Source organism: Bradyrhizobium sp. 2TAF24 (assembly GCF_052115025.1).
Taxonomy (GTDB): domain Bacteria; phylum Pseudomonadota; class Alphaproteobacteria; order Rhizobiales; family Xanthobacteraceae; genus Bradyrhizobium_A.
In genome coordinates, this window is record NZ_JBFRFW010000005.1 from 118,515 (window position 1) to 138,145 (window position 19,631).

At 68.0% G+C, this 19,631-nt stretch carries 18 protein-coding genes; 9 read left to right on the top strand and 9 right to left on the bottom strand.

What is annotated here, in order from left to right:
- Genes AB4Z37_RS10090 through AB4Z37_RS10100 form a run of 3 tightly spaced genes read right to left on the bottom strand, consistent with a single transcriptional unit; the run spans position 1 to position 3,023 of the window.
- Positions 1-1,203 (bottom strand): CaiB/BaiF CoA transferase family protein, encoded by a 1,203-nt coding sequence (locus AB4Z37_RS10090; protein WP_441516590.1) that lies wholly within the window; start codon positions 1,201-1,203, stop codon positions 1-3.
- The gene (locus tag AB4Z37_RS10095) at positions 1,200-2,195 is read right to left on the bottom strand and encodes an NADPH:quinone oxidoreductase family protein (protein ID WP_441516591.1); all 996 of its coding nucleotides are present in this window, start codon (positions 2,193-2,195) and stop codon (positions 1,200-1,202) included. Before AB4Z37_RS10095 ends, AB4Z37_RS10090 begins: the two co-directional genes overlap by 4 nt.
- A 3-nt stretch (positions 2,196-2,198) precedes the next feature.
- Positions 2,199-3,023 carry an IclR family transcriptional regulator gene (locus AB4Z37_RS10100; protein WP_441516592.1) on the bottom strand — a complete coding sequence of 275 codons (825 nt, stop codon included), beginning with the start codon at positions 3,021-3,023 and terminating at the stop codon, positions 2,199-2,201.
- 103 nt (positions 3,024-3,126) lie between these two features.
- On the opposite strand from AB4Z37_RS10100, the gene AB4Z37_RS10105 reads away from it, so the two are divergent.
- The 7 genes from AB4Z37_RS10105 to AB4Z37_RS10135 all read left to right on the top strand — a co-directional run bounded on the left by AB4Z37_RS10105 (position 3,127) and on the right by AB4Z37_RS10135 (position 10,607).
- Complete coding sequence (locus tag AB4Z37_RS10105) at positions 3,127-4,116, top strand: ABC transporter substrate-binding protein (protein WP_441516593.1); 990 nt, start codon at positions 3,127-3,129, stop codon at positions 4,114-4,116.
- Positions 4,117-4,206: 90 nt separating this feature from the next.
- Entirely contained in the window at positions 4,207-5,109 is a 903-nt protein-coding gene (locus AB4Z37_RS10110; RefSeq protein ID WP_441516594.1) for an ABC transporter permease, read from the top strand.
- On the top strand, positions 5,106-5,900 hold the full coding sequence (locus tag AB4Z37_RS10115) for an ABC transporter ATP-binding protein (RefSeq protein WP_441516595.1): 795 nt from the start codon (positions 5,106-5,108) through the stop codon (positions 5,898-5,900). Before AB4Z37_RS10110 ends, AB4Z37_RS10115 begins: the two co-directional genes overlap by 4 nt.
- Before the next feature lie 13 nt (positions 5,901-5,913).
- On the top strand, positions 5,914-7,467 hold the full coding sequence (gene hutH / locus AB4Z37_RS10120) for a histidine ammonia-lyase (RefSeq protein WP_441516596.1): 1,554 nt from the start codon (positions 5,914-5,916) through the stop codon (positions 7,465-7,467).
- Between the two features lie 26 nt (positions 7,468-7,493).
- Complete coding sequence (locus AB4Z37_RS10125; protein WP_441516597.1) at positions 7,494-8,102, top strand: carboxymuconolactone decarboxylase family protein; 609 nt, start codon at positions 7,494-7,496, stop codon at positions 8,100-8,102.
- Positions 8,095-9,204, top strand: a complete 1,110-nt coding sequence (locus tag AB4Z37_RS10130; RefSeq protein WP_441516598.1) for a pyridoxal phosphate-dependent aminotransferase — start codon at positions 8,095-8,097, stop codon at positions 9,202-9,204. Before AB4Z37_RS10125 ends, AB4Z37_RS10130 begins: the two co-directional genes overlap by 8 nt.
- Positions 9,204-10,607 (top strand): FAD-binding oxidoreductase, encoded by a 1,404-nt coding sequence (locus tag AB4Z37_RS10135; protein WP_441516599.1) that lies wholly within the window; start codon positions 9,204-9,206, stop codon positions 10,605-10,607. Before AB4Z37_RS10130 ends, AB4Z37_RS10135 begins: the two co-directional genes overlap by 1 nt.
- 359 nt (positions 10,608-10,966) lie before the next feature.
- On the opposite strand, the gene AB4Z37_RS10140 is transcribed toward AB4Z37_RS10135, so the two are convergent.
- The 4 genes from AB4Z37_RS10140 to hutI are packed head-to-tail and all read right to left on the bottom strand — an operon-like array spanning position 10,967 to position 15,253.
- Positions 10,967-11,545: a HutD/Ves family protein gene (locus tag AB4Z37_RS10140; protein WP_441516600.1), complete on the bottom strand. Its 579-nt coding sequence runs from the start codon at positions 11,543-11,545 to the stop codon at positions 10,967-10,969.
- Positions 11,545-13,209 (bottom strand): urocanate hydratase, encoded by a 1,665-nt coding sequence (hutU, locus tag AB4Z37_RS10145; protein WP_441516601.1) that lies wholly within the window; start codon positions 13,207-13,209, stop codon positions 11,545-11,547. The genes AB4Z37_RS10140 and hutU overlap by 1 nt, the downstream gene beginning before the upstream one ends.
- A gap of 23 nt (positions 13,210-13,232) precedes the next feature.
- Positions 13,233-14,054, bottom strand: a complete 822-nt coding sequence (gene hutG / locus AB4Z37_RS10150; protein ID WP_441516602.1) for an N-formylglutamate deformylase — start codon at positions 14,052-14,054, stop codon at positions 13,233-13,235.
- Positions 14,051-15,253, bottom strand: a complete 1,203-nt coding sequence (hutI, locus tag AB4Z37_RS10155) for an imidazolonepropionase (protein ID WP_441516603.1) — start codon at positions 15,251-15,253, stop codon at positions 14,051-14,053. The genes hutG and hutI overlap by 4 nt, the downstream gene beginning before the upstream one ends.
- A 123-nt stretch (positions 15,254-15,376) precedes the next feature.
- On the opposite strand from hutI, the gene AB4Z37_RS10160 reads away from it, so the two are divergent.
- Both AB4Z37_RS10160 and hutC read left to right on the top strand, forming a co-directional pair.
- The gene (locus tag AB4Z37_RS10160; protein ID WP_441516604.1) at positions 15,377-16,789 is read left to right on the top strand and encodes a formimidoylglutamate deiminase; all 1,413 of its coding nucleotides are present in this window, start codon (positions 15,377-15,379) and stop codon (positions 16,787-16,789) included.
- Positions 16,782-17,525: a histidine utilization repressor gene (hutC, locus tag AB4Z37_RS10165; RefSeq protein WP_441516605.1), complete on the top strand. Its 744-nt coding sequence runs from the start codon at positions 16,782-16,784 to the stop codon at positions 17,523-17,525. The genes AB4Z37_RS10160 and hutC overlap by 8 nt, the downstream gene beginning before the upstream one ends.
- A 407-nt stretch (positions 17,526-17,932) precedes the next feature.
- Here hutC and AB4Z37_RS10170 read toward each other — a convergent pair whose 3' ends face one another.
- Both AB4Z37_RS10170 and AB4Z37_RS10175 read right to left on the bottom strand, forming a co-directional pair.
- Positions 17,933-18,679, bottom strand: a complete 747-nt coding sequence (locus AB4Z37_RS10170) for an SDR family NAD(P)-dependent oxidoreductase (protein ID WP_441516606.1) — start codon at positions 18,677-18,679, stop codon at positions 17,933-17,935.
- Positions 18,680-18,730: 51 nt separating this feature from the next.
- Positions 18,731-19,465 (bottom strand): SDR family oxidoreductase, encoded by a 735-nt coding sequence (locus tag AB4Z37_RS10175; protein ID WP_441516607.1) that lies wholly within the window; start codon positions 19,463-19,465, stop codon positions 18,731-18,733.
- Between the last annotated feature and the right edge of the window lie 166 nt (positions 19,466-19,631).

Sequence of the window (19,631 nt, forward strand, 5' to 3'; positions counted from 1 at the left end):
TCAGACGGTCTTTGCGGCCCGCAGGGCGGCAATCCTGGCGTCGTCGAGGCCGAGCTCGTCACGCAGGACGGCTTCGGTGTCTTCGCCGAGGGTCGGCGCGCGCATGGTTGCGGGCGCCGGAGTTCCCGCGAACCGGACCGGCTGCGGGGCAAACTGGATGTCGCCGAGCTTGGCGTTGTGGCCGGGCACCAGCAACTGGCGCGCGGCGACCTGCTCGCTGGCGAGCACGTCGTCGAGCGACCACACTGGCGCGGCCGGCACGTCCGCGGCGCGCAGCCGCGCCAGCGCTTCGTCCTGCGTCAGGGCGCCCGCCCAGTCGGCGAGAATGGCGCGCAGCTCCGCCTCATGGGCGTTGCGCTCGCGGTTGTTCTTGAAGCGCGGGTCGGCGGACAGCTCGGGCTGCCCGATCGCCTCGAAGATGCGCTTGACGATGGCTTCGGAGAATCCGACCAGCACGATGTCGCCAGTTTTGGTGGCGAAGCTGTCGACAGGGTAGGTCTCGGGGTGGCGGTTGCCGACGCGGCGTGTCGGCTGGTCGGTGAACAGCCGTCGCGACAGGTTGGTCAGCAGCATCGAGAATACCGAATCGAGCATGGCGACTTCGAGCTGCCGGCCGACGCCGGTGCGCTCGCGGTCGTACAGCGCCGCGGCGATGCCCCAGGCGGCGAACATGCCGGTGGTGACATCAGCGACGCTCTCGCCGACCGCGGTGGCGCGGCCGCCGGCTTCGCCTGTCACGCTCATCAGGCCGCTCATGGCCTGGATCACGAGGTCGAAGGCCGGCAGGTCGGCCAGCGGGCCCTTTTGGCCGAAGCCGGAGATCGAGGCATAGATCAGGCGGGGATTGTCGGCCTTGAGCACGTCATAGCCGAGGCCGAGCCGCTCCATCACGCCGGGGCGGAAGTTCTCGACCAGCACATCGGCCTTCCTGGCGAGGTCGCGGATCAGGCCGATGCCCTCCGGCGACTTCATGTTGATGGTGATGCTGCGCTTGCCGCGGTTGAGCATCGCGAAATAGGTGCTCTCGCCGTTGACGTGGGGGGCGAAGTAACGGCTGTCGTCGCCAGAGCCAGGCAGCTCCACCTTGATGATCTCGGCGCCGAGGTCGGCGAGCATCGCGGTGCAGAACGGACCGGACATCACCCGCGTCAGGTCGAGCACGCGCAGGCCGGCGAACAGGTGGGCGGGAAGCGGCTGGTTCATCGCGCGGCCTCGTGCGTCAGGCTGATGGTGACTTTGCCTGTGGTCTTGCGGTCGCCGAGCGCGCGTAGCGCGTCGGGCAGCTGATCGAAGGCGAAGGTTGCGCCGATATGCGGACGGACCGCGCCAGCCTGCAGGTACTCGGTGAGGCGTGCCGAGACGCGGGCGAGCATCGCGGCGTCGCGGTCGTGGTTCCAGTAGACGCCGATCGCGGCGGCACGTTTCAGCAGCAGGCGGTTGGCCGGGATCTGTGGAACTTCACCGGAGGTGAAGCCGACGACAAGAAAGCGGCCTTCCCAGGCCATCACCCGCATCGCTTCCTTGGCCGCGGCACCGCCGACCGGGTCGACGATGATATCGGCGCCACGGCCGCCGGTGAGTGTCTTGACCTGTTCGCTCCAGCCATCGTTGCGATAATCGATCGCTTCATGGGCGCCGTGGGCTTTCGCCAGTGCGCATTTGTCGCTGCCGCCGGCGGCAGCGATCACCCGCGCGCCGAGATGGCGCGCGATCTCCACCGCGGCGAGGCCGACGCCGCCGGCCGCGGCCAGCACCAGCACGGTCTCGCCGGGCTTGACCGTCGTGCTCTCGGTGAGCGCGACCATCGAGGTGGTGTAGACGACCGGCAGTGCGCTTGCCGCCGCGAGCGATATCCCGTGCGGCACAGGGATCGCCATGTCGCCGCGCACCGCGACGTAATCGGCAAAGCCGCCCCACAGCACCTTGCTGGCAACGCGCTCGCCGACCTTCAGGCCGCAGCGCTCGCCGGCGGCGACCACGGTGCCGGCCACTTCCTGGCCGGGAATGAACGGCCGCGGCGGCCGCACCTGATAGCGGTCGTCGATCATCAGCAGGTCGGAGAAGTTCAGCGCCGCGGTCTCGACCCGCACCAGAGCCTCTTCCGCGGTCGGGGTGGGCACGGCAGCATCGATCTGTTCGAGCTGGTCGACGCCGGGGGTGCCCGAGCGCCAGGCGTGCATGGTGGATGGCGTCATCTCTCAATCACCATTGGGGGTGCCGGTGATGCGGGCCGCAACGCGGCGGCCGGCATCGACCAGCAGTTTGGCGTAGGCGTCGATCTCGGTCTGGTTCATGCGCTGTGTCGGCGCGGCGATGGCGATCGAGCCGAGCGGCTGGTGGCGCGGGGTGAGCACCGGCACCGCGATGCCGACCACGCCGGGATAGGTTTCCTCGTGAGTCACCACGAAGCCGCTGTCGCGCACGCCTGTGAGCTGCATGCGCAGCGCATCCGCGGGCATGGTCGAGCTGGGATTGACCCCGGTCAGGTCGCCGGCGAGCACCGTGTCGATCTGTCGCTGCGGCAGAAACGCCAGCACCGCCTTCGACGTCGCGCCCGAATGCAGCGGATAGGCGGTGCCGATCTGCTCGAACACGCGCAGGCCGCCCTGGCGGCTCGGAATCTGCGCCAGGCACACCACGCTCGCGTGGATGTCGTCGTAGCCGGTAAGGATGACAGTCTCGGCGGTCGCCTGCGACAGCTCCTCGAGAATGCTCTGGCACAGCCCGACCAGGTCGAACTGCAGCTGGGCGCGGCGGCCAAGATCGATGGCGGCGAAGCCCAGCGTGTAGCGGCCGCGCTGCTCCATTAGGTAGCCGGTCGCGCACAGGAAGCGGACCAGGCGGCTCAGGGTCGAGCGCGCCAATTGCGTATCCCGCGCCAGTTCCGACTGCGTCCAGCTGGCGCGCTCGTCGGTGAAAAGGTCGAGGATTTGAAAGGCCTTCTTCAGAAGACCGACACCCGCGGTGTTTGCGGTGGTGGCCGGCGCTTCCTCGGGCGTGATGTTGACAGATGTCTCATTCATTGCTCATATTGTGGAACATATTGCCACATATTGGCAAGAGATAAGTTGATCGCCGAACCGACAGACCGTGTTTCGAGCGTCAAGCGAGATGGGAGAGAGAAGGATGAGGGGAGTTTGGCTGCAGGCGCGGGTCGCTCTGTTGGCGTGCGCAGCAACGGCGTTGATGTGCGGCGTGGCCGCGGCCGCCGGACAGAAGAAGGTGATGATTTCGACCATCGTCGAGGTGCCGCAGCTGGTGGAAACCAAGGACGGCGTGCTCAAGGGCCTCGCCGAAAGCGGTTTTGAAGACGGCCGCAACATCAAGGTCGAGTACCAGACCGCCAACGGCAACGCCTCGACCCAGCAGCAGATCGCCAAGAAGTTCGTCGGCGATGGCGCCGATCTGATCATCGCCATTACCACGCCGACCGCGCAGGCCATGGCCAGCGTCACCAACTCGGTGCCGATCGTGTTCGCCACCGTGACCGATCCGATCAAGGCGAAGCTCATCGCGCAGTTCAAGGCGCCCGGCGGCAACATCACCGGCGTGTCCGACGCGCCGCCGCTGGCCGCGCAGCTCAATCTCTTTCGCGAGATCGCGCCGAACCTGAAGAAGCTCGGCTTCATCTACAATCCGGGGCTCGACAGCTCGAATGCGACGCTGGAGCGGCTGCGCGAGGAAGGCACCAAGCTCGGCATCACCATCGTGGAAGCGGCCGCGCCGACCACCAACGAAGTGATCCCGGCCACCAAGAAGCTCGTCGGCAATGTCGATGCGATCTACGTGCCCAACGACACCACTGTGGTGGCGGCGCTGGAGACCGTGGTGAAGGTCGGCCAGGAGACCAGGATTCCGGTGTTCACTGGCGAGACCCGCGGCGTCGATCGCGGCGCGATCGCCTCCGTCGGCCTCGATTACATCGAGGTCGGCCGCATGGCGGGCCACATGGCCGCTGTGATCCTGGAAGGCGCCAAGGCCGGCGATGTCGATGCCGTGGTCGCCTACCAGAAGATGCCGAACTTCGTGGTGGTCGTGAACAAGAGTGCCGCCGCCGCAATGGGCGTGACGCTGCCCGAGGCCGTGCTGAAGCGTGCGACCCGCACCGTGAACTGACCGCGACGTGCGGCGGCCGGCATCGCCCGGCCGCCGCCGTTGCCGTGCCGGTCATCGTTGTCGGCGGATATCGCCAGAAAGATCCAGCTTATGTCGCTCTATGAACTTCTCGGGACTGTCGAGGTCGGACTGATCTTCGGCCTGGTCGCCCTCGGAGCATTCATCACCTTCCGCATCCTCGATTTCCCCGATCTCACTGTCGAAGGCAGCTTTCCGCTCGGCGCCGCGGTGGCGGCGATCCTGATCGTCAATTTCGGCTGGAATCCCTGGCCGGCCACCCTCGCCGCCGCGGTTGCCGGCTTCGGCGCCGGCTTCGTGACCGCCTTCCTCAATGTGCGGTTCAACATCCTGCACATCCTCTCCGGCATCCTGGTCTCGATCTCGCTGTACTCGATCAACCTGCGCATCATGAGCGGCCCGAACAAGCCGCTGCTCGGCGCCCACACCATCTTCTCGGCGGTGCAGGGCTGGGGCGTCCCGGCCTATATCCTCAGTCCGCTGCTGCTGGTCGTCATCATCGTCGTGATCAAGCTGCTGCTTGACCTGTTCCTGCACACGGGGCTTGGCATGAACATGCGCGCCGCCGGCGCCAATCCGGCGATGGCCGCCGCCAACGGCGTCAATGTCGGCCGCATGAAGCTGCTCGGCCTCGGCATGGCCAACGCGCTGACCGCGCTCGCGGGCGCGATGTTCGCCCAGAGCTTCGGCGCCGCCGACGCCTATATGGGCATCGGCGTCATCATCATCGGCCTCGCCTCGGTGATCGTCGGCATGTCGATCCTGCCGGTGCGCACCATCGCCCAGGCGACGCTGGCGTGCCTGTTCGGCGCCATGCTGTACCGCTTCGCCGTGGCGTTCTCGCTCAACGCCGATTTTCTCGGCCTCAAGGCCTCCGACGTCCAGCTTGTCACCGCGCTCCTCGTCGTCGTCACCCTGGTCAGCCAGTCGTCTCGCTCGGGCATGGGCAAGCTGTTGAAGAGGAAGTCGTCATGATCGAGATCAGCGACGTCCGCGTCACCTTCAACAAGGGCACGCCGCTCGAAGCTCCGGCGATCCGCCAGCTCGACCTCGCCGTGCCGCAGAGCCAGTTCCTCACCATCATCGGCACCAACGGCGCCGGCAAGTCGACCGCGCTCAATGTCATCGCCGGCCTCGTCAAGCCCGACTGCGGCAAGGTGATGGTCGATGGCCAGAATGTCACCAACTGGCCGATCCATCAGCGCTCGCGGCTGATCTCGCGCGTGTTCCAGGATCCCAAGATGGGCACCTGCGAGGATCTCACGATCCTCGAGAACTTCGCGCTGGCCCACGGCCGCACCCAGCCGCGCGGCTTCCGCTTTGCCATCGACAAGGGCATCCGCGAGCAGGCGGCGGAACGGCTCAAGCTGCTCAAGCTCGGCCTGGAGAACCGTCTCAACGACAAGGTCGGCCTGCTGTCCGGCGGCCAGCGCCAGGCAGTCAGCCTGCTGATGGCGACGACCGGCGAGACGCGGGTGCTGCTGCTCGACGAGCACACCGCCGCGCTCGACCCCAAGACGGCGGAGTTCGTGATGGAGCTGACGCGCGACATCGTCGCCCAGCTCAAGCTGACGTCGGTGATGGTCACCCACTCCATGGCGCAGGCACTGCACTATGGCGACCGTACCGTCATGTTCCACCGCGGCCGGATCATCTTCGACGCCGAGGGCGAAAAGCGGGCTGCCATGCAGGTCTCCGACCTGCTGGCGCTGTTCAAGCGCGACCAGGGCGAGGAGCTCTCGGACGACGCGCTGTTGTTGGGTTGATGGGAAGAAGACAATGGCCAAGCAGACGAACGTCGCAAATGACGTAACGATCGAACCGGGACATGTGCCGCTCTCGATGTGGCGGCGTATCCTGCGCGACGCGCCGACCGTGCGTCTCACCGAGGGCGCCCGCGCCGTGGTGGATGCCTGCCACGCGGCGATCCTCGACCTCATCGGCACCGGGCGGCCGATCTATGCGGTCAACACCGGCTTCGGCAAGCTCGCCGCGGTGCGCATCGAGAACGACCAGCTCGAGAAGCTGCAGCAGAACCTGATCTTCTCGCACAGCGCCGGCACCGGCGAATTGCTGAACGACGATCTCGTGCGGCTCATTCTCGTCATGAAGGCCACCGCGCTGGCGCAAGGCCATTCCGGCGTGCGCTGGCAGGTGGTCGAGGCGCTGCTGGCGCTGGCCAATGCCGGCGTCTATCCCTGCATTCCCGCCAAGGGTTCGGTCGGTGCGTCGGGAGACCTCGCGCCGCTGTCGCACATGGCCTCGGCGCTGATGGGCATGGGCGAGGTGCGCTACCAGGGCAAGGTGTTGCCCGCGGCCGAGGGCCTGCGCCACGCCGGCCTGTCGCCGATGACCTTCGGGCCCAAGGAAGGCGTTGCGCTGATCAATGGCACTCAGGTGTCGACCGCGCTGGCGCTGTCCGGCCTGTTCGCCGCGGAGGACGCGCTCCGCGCCGGCCTCGTCACCGGCGCCCTGGCACTGGAGGCCTGCCGCGGCAACGACACCCCGTTCGACGCCCGCATCCAGGCGGTGCGCCGCCATCGCGGCCAGCAGGACGTCGCGGCGATCTATCGTCGCCTGATCAATGCCAGCCCGATCCGCGAGGCGCATCGTGCCACGCTCAAGGTGCAGGATCCCTACTGCATGCGCTGCCAGCCGCAGGTGATGGGCGCCTGCCTCGACAACCTGCGTTATGCCGCCAGCGTGCTGGCGATCGAAGCCAATGCGGTCAGCGACAATCCGCTGGTGTTCCCGGCCGAGCGCGACGTGCTGTCCGGCGGCAACTTTCATGCCGAGCCGGTGGCGTTCGCCGCCGACATCATCGCGCTCGCGATCTGCGAGATCGGTTCGCTGTCGGAGCGCCGCCAGGCGATGCTGGTCGATGCCTCGCTGTCGGGCCTTCCGGCATTCCTGATCGAGAACTCGGGCCTCAACTCCGGCTTCATGATCGCGCAGGTCACCGCCGCAGCGCTGACCAGCGAGAACAAGATGCTGGCGCATCCGGCGTCGGTCGATTCGATCCCGACCTCGGCCAACCAGGAAGACCATGTCTCGATGGCCTGCCATGGCGCCTATCGCCTGGCGCAGATGACCGACAACCTCGTCGCCATCCTGGCGCTGGAATGGCTTGCCGCGGCGCAGGGCGTCGAATTCCACCGGCCGCTGGCTCCCGCGGCGCCGCTCGCGGAAGCCGTCAAACGCCTGCGCATCGAGGTCGCCCATCTCGACCAGGACCGCTATCTCGCCCCGGACATCGCCGCCGCCAAGCGCATGCTCGGCGCCGGCAGCCTCGGCGATATCGCCGGCGTGCCGCTGTTCGACGACGTCGCCTGATCGAGAAGCACAAGGACACGCACGCGATGTGGATCTCGCACATTCCCTATCCGCAGTCGGAGGGCCGCCTGCGGTCGCTGTACGACCGGATCAAGGGTCCGGACGACAACGTCGACAATATCATGCTGGCGCACAGCCTGCGCCCGCACAGCATGGAGGGTCATATGGCCCTCTACAAATACGTGCTGCATCACGCCTCCAATGCGATCCCGAAGTGGTTCCTGGAGACGATCGGCGTCTATGTCAGCTCGCTCAACGCCTGCGCCTACTGCGTCGACCATCACTTCGCCGGCCTCCGGCGACTGCTGAACAACGACGACCGTGCCGGCGCGATCCGCCGGGCGCTGCAGGCCGGGGTCTTCACCGACGTGTTCACGCCGGCGGAAGCCGCGGCGCTGCGTTATGCCGAAGCGCTGACACTGAAGCCGCAAGCCGCGGACGAGCTGCGCAGCCGTATCGAGGCGACGCGCGCGGCGGGCTTCGACGACGGCCGCATCCTGGAGGTCAATCAGGTGGTGGCCTACTTCAACTATGCCAACCGCACCGTGCTCGGCCTCGGCGTCACCACCGACGGCGATATCCTCGGCCTGTCGCCGGGCAACTCCAACAATCCGGACGACTGGTCCCATGGCTGACATGGCAAAGATCGAAACCGTCGTCACGCCGCGGATCCAGCGGCTGGAGACCGTGCCGCCGCAGGTGACGCCGCCGGATCTCGGCGAGGCGCTGCCGGTGCGCAGCCTGCATCTCAACGAATCGCCATTTCCGCCGGCGCCGGCGGTTGTCGAGGCGATGCAGCGCGCCGCCGCCGGGCTGAACCGCTACCCCGACCATGACGGCAGCGAGCTGATCGCCGAGCTGGCGCGCCGCACCGGCGCCGCGACCGACCACATCGTCATCGGCTCGGGCACCAACGAACTGCTCTATGCCAGCGCCGACATCTCGCTCGACCAGGGCGATGAAGCGGTGGCGCCGGTGCCGGGCTTCCCGACCTACGCCAAGACCATCGCCATGCGCGGCGCCAGCCATGTCGGCGTCGCCGTGCGCAAGGATGGCGTGGTCGATATCGATGCGACGCTGAAGGCGGTGACGCCGAAGACGCGGCTGGTGTTCGTCGCCACGCCGCACAATCCGACCGGCGGCCTGCTCGGTGCCGCGGAGGTCGAATTGCTCGTGCGCGAGCTACCCGATCACCTGCTGCTGCATTTCGACGAAGCCTATTACGAGTTCGGCCGCCATGCCGGCGGGCCGGAGAGCCTGCCGATCCTGGCGAAGCGGCGCGGTCCGTGGATCGCGACCCGCAGCTTCTCCAAGGCCTATGGCCTTGCGGGAGCGCGTGTCGGCTACGGCATCACCAGCTCGCGTGAGCTTGCGGACGCCTACCGCAAGATCCGCATCAACTTCAGCGTCAATGCGGTGGCGCTCGCCGCCGCACGCGCGGCGCTCGATCAGACAGGCCATCTCGCCGATTTGCTCGACCACACGGCGGCGGAGCGCTTGCGCCTCGCCGAGGGGCTGACAGCTCTCGGCTTCCAGCCGCTGCCGAGCGCGGCGAACTTCGTCACGGTGGTGACGCCGCGTCCGGCGGCGGAGATCGCGCTGGGCTTGCGGGCGAAGAACATCTTCGTGCTGCCGTTCCCCTGGCCGCAGACGCCGGGCGCGCTGCGCATCACCGTCGGCACACGGCAGGACACGGATGCGTTCCTCGCCGCGATCCGCGATGTGATGGGCGCGTGATGACGGCGCTCCCGGCCACGCTGCGGGCGCTGGTCGGAGACGACGGCGTGCTCGATCAGCCGGGCGACCTCGCGGGTTATCGCGGCGACTTCGCGCTGCAGAGCGATGGCCCGTTGCTCGCCGTGGTGCGGCCACGCTCCACGGCGGAGGTCACGGCGGTGGTGCGGGCGTGCGCCGATGCCGGCGTGGCGCTGACGCCGCGCGGCGGCGGCACTGGCCTCGCCGGCGGCGCCGCGCCGGCGATGGATCAGCCGAGCGTTGTCATGTCGTTCGAACGCATGCGCGCGATCCGCGCTGTCGACACCGTCGGTGATGTCATGATCGTGGAAGCGGGCTGCTCGCTGCACGAGGCGCGCGAGGCGGCTGCGCATGTGGGCCGGCTGCTCGGCCTCGACCATGGCGGCCTGTCCAGCCAGATCGGCGGCAACCTCGCCACCAATGCCGGCGGCAACAACGTGCTGCGCTATGGCATGGCGCGCGAGCAGGTGCTCGGGCTCGAGGTCGTGCTGGCCAATGGCGATGTGCTCAGCCAGCTGTCGCCGCTGCGCAAGAACAATGCCGGCTACGACCTGCGCCAGATCTTTCTCGGCAGCGAAGGCACGCTCGGCTTGATCACCGCCGCCGCGCTGAAGCTGCGGCCGGCGCCGGCGGTGCGCGCCACCGCCTGTCTCGGCCTGCAGACGCTCGATGCGGTGCTCGACCTGTTCGTGCGGGCCCGCGCTGCGCTCGGCGAGGCGATCAGCGCCTTCGAGGTGCTGCCGCGCGCCGGGCTCGATCTGCATTTCGGCCATGTCGGTCGTGCGCGAGAACCGTTCTCCACGGTGACGCCGTGGGCCGTGCTGCTGGAGGCCGACAGCGCCAGCCCCTATTTCGACCTGCCGCGCGCGGTCGAGGAGCTGTTCACCGCGGCGATCGAGGACGGCATCGTGGTCGACGGCACCGTTGCGGCATCGGAAGCCCAGCGCCAGACGCTGTGGACGCTGCGCGAGGGCATCGCGCATGCGATGATCGAGACGCCGGGCAGCCTGAAGAGCGATTCAGCGGTGCCGGTGGCGGCGATCGGCGCATTCGTTGCCGGCGCGACGCTGGCCGTCGAGGCTGTCGTGCCGGGCTGCCGTCCCGTGCCGTTCGGCCATGTCGGTGACGGCAACATCCACTTCAACGTGCTGCCGCCGGTCGGCATGGCTGGCGAAGCTTTCAAGGCACGCTGGGGCGAGGTGACGGAAGCGATCGAGGCTGTCGCGCTCGGCCTCGGCGGCACCGTCAGCGCCGAGCACGGCATCGGCGCCATCAAGCGTACAGCGCTCCGCCGCATGCGGTCGGAAACGGAGATCGACGCGATGCAGCGGCTCAAGGACGCGTTCGATCCGCAGGGAATGTTGAACCCCGGGAAGATCTTGTAGGCGCTGATCGTTCGCGGCTACGCAATTCGCTCCTCCGGCACGACGCCCTCCCTCCTCATCCTGAGGAGCAGGCGCAGCCTGCGTCCCGAAGGATGAGGCCCCTGATGCGCCCGACGATGTGTCTCGGCCTCATGGTTCGAGACGCGCGGCGGAGCCGCGCTCCTCACCATGAGGAGATGGCGTGAAGTGCGAACGCTGCGAGCAGCGCTGCTCTTGCTTGGCCTTCCTCGTCATGGCCGGGCTCGTCCCGGCCATCCACGTCTTCCTTGCTGAAACGCTCTCAAGACGTGGATGCCCGGCACGAGGCCGGGCATGACACAGAGAATGCCGAATGCCTATCGTCACGTTAGCAGGGATGCTCACCCGAACGCGATTTCGACCACGAACAGGTCCGCCGTGCCTTGCGGCGTGGCGGTGAGGGTGGTGGCGTCGTCGGCATCCAGCACCAGGGTGTCCTTGGGGCCAAGCATGACAAGGTGCGAGCCGGCCGCGATCTCGACACCGCCGCCGATGGCGATGAGAACCGCGATCTCGCCGCTGAGGGCGAGGCGAGTCGGCGCGGTGAGGCCATGCCGGGTGACGCGATGGCGACAGCGGCTGCGGCGGGTCATGACGTTGAGGTCGTCGATCGCCCCGTCCGTCAGCGTGCTGTCGACGGCGACGTCGCCGGGGAAGGCAAACGGCGCCGCGCAGCGGTCAAGGGTGACGGTGCGGTCTGGCAGGGTCAGCGTCAGGCCGTCGCCGTTGATCACGCTCAGCGTGCGATCGATGTCGGGGAACAGCGAGAACGGCCCGGGTGCGCCGACATGGGCCATGCTGAGGCGCCAGTCGAAGCTGTCGAACGACGCGCCGGCGGGCGACACCACCATTTCGATGGTCTCGCCGCCGCCGTTCTTCCAGGGCATCCGCCGATAGCTGGCGGCGCGCAGGGTCCGCATCAGCCGATGCTCGGCAGCTTGAGGCCGTGCTCCCTCGCGCAGTCGATCGCGATGTCGTAGCCGGCGTCGGCATGGCGCATCACGCCCGAGGCCGGGTCGTTCCACAGCACGCGCTCGAGGCGCTTGCCGGCTTCCGGCGTGCCGTCGGCGACGATCACCATGCCGGCATGCTGCGAGTAGCCGATGCCGACGCCGCCGCCATGGTGCAGCGACACCCAGGTGGCGCCGCTGGCGCAGTTGATCAGGGCGTTGAGCAGCGGCCAGTCGGACACCGCGTCCGAGCCGTCCTTCATCGCTTCGGTCTCGCGGTTGGGGCTGGCCACCGAGCCGGAGTCGAGGTGGTCGCGGCCGATCACGATCGGCGCCTTGAGCTCGCCGCGGGCGACCATCTCGTTGAACGCCATGCCGATGCGGTGGCGGTCGCCGAGGCCGACCCAGCAGATGCGCGCCGGCAGGCCCTGGAACTTGATGCGCTCGCGCGCCATGTCGAGCCAGTTGTGCAGGTGCTTGTTGTCGGGCAGCAGCTCCTTCACCTTGGCGTCGGTCTTGTAGATGTCCTCCGGATCACCGGACAGGGCGGCCCAGCGGAACGGGCCGACGCCGCGGCAGAACAGCGGGCGGATGTAGGCCGGCACGAAGCCCGGGAAGTCGAAGGCGTTCTCGAGGCCCTCTTCCTTGGCCATCTGGCGGATGTTGTTGCCGTAGTCGAGGGTCGGCACGCCCATCTTGTGGAAGTCGAGCATCGCCTGGACATGCTCGACCATCGAGCGCCGCGAGGCCGCGTTCACCGCCTTCGGATCGGTCTCGCGCTTGGCTTCCCACTCGGCGAGTGTCCAGCCCTTCGGCAGGTAGCCGTTGATCGGGTCGTGCGCCGAGGTCTGGTCGGTGACGACGTCGGGCTTGATGCCGAGGCGCACCAGCTCCGGGAAGATCTCCGCGGCGTTGCCGAGCAGGCCGACCGACACCGGCTTGTTGTCCTTGCAGGCCTTCTCGATGATCGCGAGGGCGTCCTTGAGGTCCTTGGCCTGGACGTCGAGATAGCCGGTGCGCAGGCGCATCTCGATGCGGCTCGGCTGACATTCGACGGCGAGGCAGGACGCGCCGGCCATGGTCGCGGCCAGCGGCTGCGCGCCGCCCATGCCGCCGAGGCCCGCGGTCAGGATCCACTTGCCGGCGAGGCTGCCGCCATAGTGCTGGCGGCCGACCTCGACGAAGGTCTCGTAGGTGCCCTGCACGATGCCCTGTGAGCCGATGTAGATCCACGAGCCGGCCGTCATCTGGCCGTACATCATCAGGCCCTTGCGATCGAGCTCATGGAAGTGGTCCCAGTTGCCCCAGTGCGGCACCAGGTTGGAGTTGGCGATCAGCACACGCGGCGCGTCGCGGTGGGTACGGAACACGGCGACCGGCTTGCCCGACTGCACGATCAGCGTCTCGTCGTCCTCGAGATCGCGCAGCGAGGCGACGATGCGGTCGAAGCTCTCCCAGGTGCGGGCGGCGCGGCCGATGCCGCCATACACCACGAGCTCGCCCGGCTTCTCGGCGACGTCGGGATCGAGGTTGTTCATCAGCATGCGCAGCGGCGCTTCGGTCAGCCAGCTCTTGGCCGTCCGCTCGGTGCCGTGCGCGGCACGGATGATGCGGGTGTTGTCGATACGGGTCATGAAGATCTCCTCAGTCAGAACGGTCAGGTCGCCTGTTGCGCGAACGTCAGGCAGGAATTCAGGATGGCGGTGAGCACGTCGCGCATCGGCTGCGCATAGGTTGGATCGTAGGCGGAGGGCCATTCGCCTTCGCCGACCGGGCCGAGCGTCTCCGGCATGTAGCCGCGGCAGGCGAGTTCCATCTGGATGGTGTGGACGCCGTTCTTCGGATCGCCGTGACGGCGGGTGATCCAGCCGCCGGTGAAGCGGCCGTTGGTGACGCGGCTGAAACCGGAGCCGGTGCACTCGGCCTCGACTGCGAGCGTCAGCGCCGGGTCGCAGCTCGCCCCGGAGTTGGTGCCGATGTTGAAATTGGGCAGCTCGCCCTCGAACAGGCGTGGAATCACCGAGCGGATCGAGTGGCAGTCATAGAGCACGACGGTTGGGTGGATCAGGCGCAGCCGTGCGATCTCCTGCTCGATTGCCGCATGGTAGGGGTCGAAGTAGCGGGCACGGCGCTCCGGCAATTCCGCCGGATCGAGCCCGGCGCCGGCCTTGTACAGCGGCTCGCCGTCGAACGTCGTGGTCGGGCACAGCTCGGTGGTCGCCTGACCCGGATACAGCGAAACGCCGGTCGGATTGCGGTTGACGTCGATCACGGTGCGCGAGATCGCGGTGTGGATCGTGGTCGCGCCGAGGCCAGCGGCGAAATCATAGAGCTTGTCGATCCACCAGTCGGCGTCCTTGCGCGCGAGCCATGGCGACACCAGCCGGCTCTCGTACTCGGCCGGGATTTCGGTGCCGGTGTGTGGGAATGACACGATCAGCGGCGCGTCGCCGCGGTGCACGGTCAGCCAGGACGTCATGCTCCCCTCCAGATTCGCTGATGCAGCGGGTTGAAACCAATGCGGTAGACGAGCTCTGCCGGGCGCTCGATGTCCCAGATCGCGAGGTCGCACCATTTGCCGGTCTCGAGCGTGCCGATGTCGGGGAGACGGCCGAGGGCGCGGGCGGCCTCGCGGGTGACGCCGGCGACGAGTTCGTCGATGGTCAGGCGGAACAGCGTCGCGCCCATGTTCATGGTCAGCAGCAACGAGGTGATCGGCGAGGTGCCGGGATTGCTGTCGGTGGCGATGGCAATCCTGACGCCATGCTTGCGGAACGCCTCGACCGGCGGCAGTTGCTTCTCGCGCAGCACATAGAACGCGCCGGGCAGCAGCACGGCCACGGTGCCGGCCTTGGCCATCGCCGCGGCGCCGTCCTCGTCGGTGTATTCGAGGTGGTCCGCCGACAGCGCGCCATGCTCGGCGGCGAGCCGCGCGCCATGCAGGTTGGAGAGCTGGTCGGCATGCAGCTTGACCGGCAGGCCGGCGGCTTTCGCGGCATCGAACACCCGCGCGGTCTGCTCGGGGGAGAACGCGATGCCTTCGCAGAAGGCGTCGACGGCATCCGCCAGCTTGTCGCGTGCGATCGCCGGGATCATGGCACAGATGTCGGCGATGAACTTATCCTTGTCGGTCGCCTCTGGCGGCATCGCATGGGCGCCGAGGAACGTCGTCACCACGTCGACCTTGCGCTCGCGACCGAGCCGGCGCGCGGCGCGCAGCAGATGGATTTCGCTGGCCTGGTCGAGGCCGTAGCCCGACTTGACTTCGATGGTCGTGACGCCTTCGGCGAGCAGATGGTCGAGCCGCGGCAGCGCCGTCCGGACGAGATCGTCCTCGCTGGCGGCGCGGGTTGCCTTGACGGTGGAGACGATGCCGCCGCCGGCGCGGGCGATCTCTTCATAGCTCGCACCCGCAAGGCGCAGCTCGAACTCGTGGGCGCGGTTGCCGCCATAGACCAGATGGGTGTGGCAGTCGACGAGACCGGGGGTGACCCAGCGGCCGTCGAGCTTGATGGTTTCTGTCGCGCTCCAGCCGGAGGGCAGGTCGGCCTGCGGGCCGACATAGGCGATGCGGCCGTCCTTGGCAGCGATCGCGCCACGCTCGATGATGCCGAGCCCGGCGGCAGCCGGGTTGACGGTGACCAGCCGTGCATCCAGCCAAATCTTGTCGTACCGCATGTCTCCCTCGCAGGATGTTTCGCCGTCTGGCTCGGCCATGGGCGCTTAATTGTCTATACATAATTGCCGACCGCGGCCCAATTGTCTATACATAAGATGTCCACGAGCATGGAGGCCGACCGGATGACACGATCTCAGACCCTCGCCGCGACGAGCGCAAAGGATTCCGGGGCGGCCCGCACGCTGTTCTTCGATCACGCTTTTCTGCCTGGCGGCTGGGCCCGCAACGTGCGGATTGCGGTGGCCGACGGGGCAATATCGCAGGTTGTGACGGACGCTGACGCCGCGGGCAGCGAGCGCGTCAAGGGCATCGCGGTTCCCGGACTGCCCAACCTGCACTGCCACACCTTCCAGCGCGGCATGGCTGGGCTCGCCGAACGGCGCGGCCCCGGCGACGACAGCTTCTGGACGTGGCGCGACGTGATGTACCGCTTTCTCGGCCGCCTCACGCCCGAGGATGTCGAGGCCATCGCCGCCTATGCCTATGCCGAGATGCTGGAGCGCGGCTTCACCGCGGTCGGCGAATTCCACTACATCCATCACGGCGCCGACGGCACGCCCTATGCCGATCTCGCGGAGATGGCATCGCGGGTCACCGCGGCCGCCGGCGCGACCGGCATCGGCCTCACGCTGCTGCCGGCGTTCTATGCCTATGGCGGCTTCGGCGCCGCGCCGGCCGTGGCCGGCCAGCGTCGCTTCCTCAACGATCCCCAGCGTTTCCTCAGGCTGGTCGAGGCGACCCGCGCCGCGGCGGCGAACCTGCCGTCGACCGCGGTCGGCATCGCGCCGCACTCGCTGCGCGCGGTGACGCCGGAGACCCTCGCCGAGGTGGTGAAGGCGACGCCGCAGGGGCCGATCCACATCCACATCGCCGAGCAGGTCAAGGAGGTCGACGACTGCCTCGCCTGGTCCGGCGCGCGGCCGGTCGCCTGGCTCTACGACCACATGCCGGTTGACGCGCGCTGGTGCCTGATCCATGCCACCCATATGACGGCGGACGAGACACAGCGGATGGCGGCGTCGGGGGCGGTGGCGGGCCTGTGCCCGATCACCGAGGCGTCGCTCGGCGACGGCATCTTCAACGGCCCCGAATTCCTTGCCGCCGGCGGCCGGTTCGGCGTCGGCTCGGATTCCAATATCGAGATCGATGCGGCCGGCGAGCTGCGCCTGCTCGAATACAGCCAGCGGCTCGGCCGCCGCGGCCGCAACATCATGACCACCGAGGCCGGCGAATCCACCGGGCATCGCCTGTTCACCGCGGCGCTCGCCGGCGGCGCGCAGGCGCTGGGCCGGCCGATCGGCTCGCTCGCCGTCGGCCAGCGCGCGGACATCGTGGTGCTGGACGCCGAGCACACCAGCTTTTCGACGGTCGCCCGCGAGCACTGGCTGGATTCCTGGATCTTCGTGCCGGGGCGTCCGGCGGTGGACAGCGTATTCGCCGGCGGCGTCAAGGTGGTGGACGGCGGGCGTCACCTGCAGCGCGATGCCATCGCGGCACGCTACCGCGCGACCCTCGGGAGGCTGATCGATGCCTGACGTGCGCACGCCACGGCCGCGACAGACCGGCGTGGCGCGCTATGCCGAGATCCAGCGCGCGCTCGAGACCGCAATCGTCTCCGGCGACTGGCCGCCGGGGGCGCGCGTGCCCTCTGAGCAGGAACTGCTCAAGCGCTATCACTGCTCGCGGATGACGGTTAACAAGGCGCTCAGCGCACTCGCCGCCTCCGGCCTGATCGTGCGCCGCCGCCGCTCCGGCAGCTTTGTCGCGCAGCCCAGCGCCGAAAAGAACGTGCTGCAGATCCATGACACCGAGGCCGAGATCCAGCGCGAGGGCAAGGCCTATCGCATTGCCCTGGTCGGCCGCAGCGAGCGCAAGGCGACCAAGCGCGATGCCGCCCGTCTCGACGTCGAGGCCGGCACGCGCATCCTGGCGCTGACCAGCATCCATTTCGCCGACGACAAGGCGGTGGTGGTGGAGGATCGCCTGATCAACCTCGAGGCGGTGCCGTCCGCTGCCGGGGTCGACTTCACCGAGACCTCGCCGGGCAACTGGCTCTTGAAGAAGGTGCCGTGGAGCGAGGCCGAGCATCACATTCGCGCCGTCAACGCCTCCGAGGAGGTGGCGCGGCACCTCGACATCGCCAAGGGCGACGCCTGCCTCGTCGTCGAACGCCGCACCCGCTATGGCGGGCATATCATCACCCATGTGACGCTGTCCTACCCCGGCAGCAGCTATCAGCTCGTCGCGCGGTTCAGCCCGGCGCCGGTGTAGGGACGAAGTCACGGATGTCAGTCGACCGCCGACCGATGGGGGCCGTGTCGACGAGCGGCGCCGTTTCCGGCCGATGTTCGGACCTCGGATTTACCCCTCATGGCGAGGAGCGCAGCGCAGCTGCGCGTCTCGAACCATGAGGCCAAGGTGCCGCTGATGCCCGGCCTCATCCTTCGAGACGCCCGCTGCGCGGGCTCCTCAGGATGAGGGGGAAGGGTGCCCTCCGAGAACAGTATGTCTCTATTCACTCCGTCATGCCCGCGCTTGTCGCGGCATCCAGGTCTTCCTTGCGGGCGTGCCTTCAAGACGTGGATGCCCGGGACGAGCCCGGGCATGACGACGAATAGAAGCCGCGGTCGTGATCGCTGGCAGCCCCTGTCGCGGCGGCGATGGGGCGGTCGGCGCCCTCAATACGTCGCGCGGCCGCCGGAGATGTCGAACACCGCGCCGGTGGTGAAGGCGCACTCTTCCGATGCCATCCAGGCCACCATCGCCGCCAGCTCCTCGACCAGCACGAAGCGGCCGCGCGGGATCTTGGACAGCATGAAATCGATGTGCTGCTGGGTCATCTGGTCGAAGATCGCGGTGCGCGCCGCTGCCGGCGTCACCGCGTTGACGGCAATTTTTGTGTTGGCAAGCTCCTTGCCGAGCGACTTGGTCAGCGCGATCACGCCCGCCTTGGACGCGGAGTAGTGCGCGGCGTTGGGATTGCCTTCCTTGCCGGCGATCGAGGCGATGTTGATGATGCGGCCATAGTCCTGCTTGACCATGGTCGGCACGATCGCCTTGCAGCAGATGAAAGGGCCGTCGAGGTTGATGCGCATCACCTTGCGCCATTCCTCGAGATCGGTCTCCCACACCGTGCGGTTGATGCCGGCGATGCCGGCATTGTTGACGAGGATGTCAATGCCGCCGAGCGCGGCGATGGTCTTGTCGCGGGCGGCTTCCACCGCGGCAAGCTCGGTGATGTCGACCTTGATCGCGGTCACCGCCGGCCCGATCTCCTTCGCCGTCTTGTCCATCAGCGACTGGTCGACGTCCCAGATCGCCACCTTGGCGCCGGACGCCACGAAGCGTTCGGTGATGGCGCGGCCAAAGCCCTGCGCGCCACCGGTGACCACCGCGCAGCGCCCCTTCAGGTCGATATCGTTCATTGCAGTCCTCCGTCGGAGCGTCGGCGATGCCGGGCGTCCCGTGATGCGGGTTCAGAGCGTCCAGCCGCCGTCGATGATGTGGGCGACACCGGTGGTGAAGGCGCTTTCGTCGCTGGCGAGATAGAGCGCGAGGGACGCGATCTCCTCGGCGGTGCCGAGCCGGCCCATGGGCTGGCGGCTGACGAACATCTCGCGGCCGCCGGGGCCGGCGGCTGCGGCACGTCCGAGCATCGACGGCGTCTCGATGGTGCCGGGGCAGATGCAGTTGCAGCGGACGCCCTTGCCGATGAAGTCGACGGCGACGGCGCGGGTCAGCGCCGCGACCGCGGACTTGGTGGCGCTGTAGACGTAGCGGTTGGGCGCGGCCTTGAACACGCCGGCCGCGGAGGCGATGTTGACAATGCTGCCGCCGCCGCCTGCCAGCATCGCGGGCAGGAACGCCTTGATGGTGCGGTGCATCGACTTGACGTTGAGGTCGAAGGAGAAATCCCAGTCGTCCTCGCTGCAGTCGAGAATGGTGCCGTTGTGCACGAAGCCGGCGGCGTTGAGCAGCACGTCGACCTTGCCGACGCGCTCGGCCAGCGCATTGACATCGGCGGTGTTGCGGGCGTCGAGCCGCGCCACCTCGGCGATGCCTTCCTGCTTCAGCGACGCCAGCCCCTTGTCATCGATGTCGGTGGCGATCACGGTGGCGCCCTCACGCGCGAACGCAAGTGCGCTGGCGCGGCCGATTCCCGCCGCGGCGGCGGTGACAAGGGCGCGCTTTCCCTTCAGTCGATCAGTCATAGGTCCTCTCTGGGTCTTTCAGTCGATGATGGCTGCAATCAAGTGCTGCGATTGCTCCTCATGGTCAGGAGGCGCGGTGCGCCGTCTCGAACCATCGGGGGGCCTCATCCGTCGAGACGCCCGCGGCGCGGGCTCCTCAGGATGAGGTGGTAAGTCGTCGGCCGTA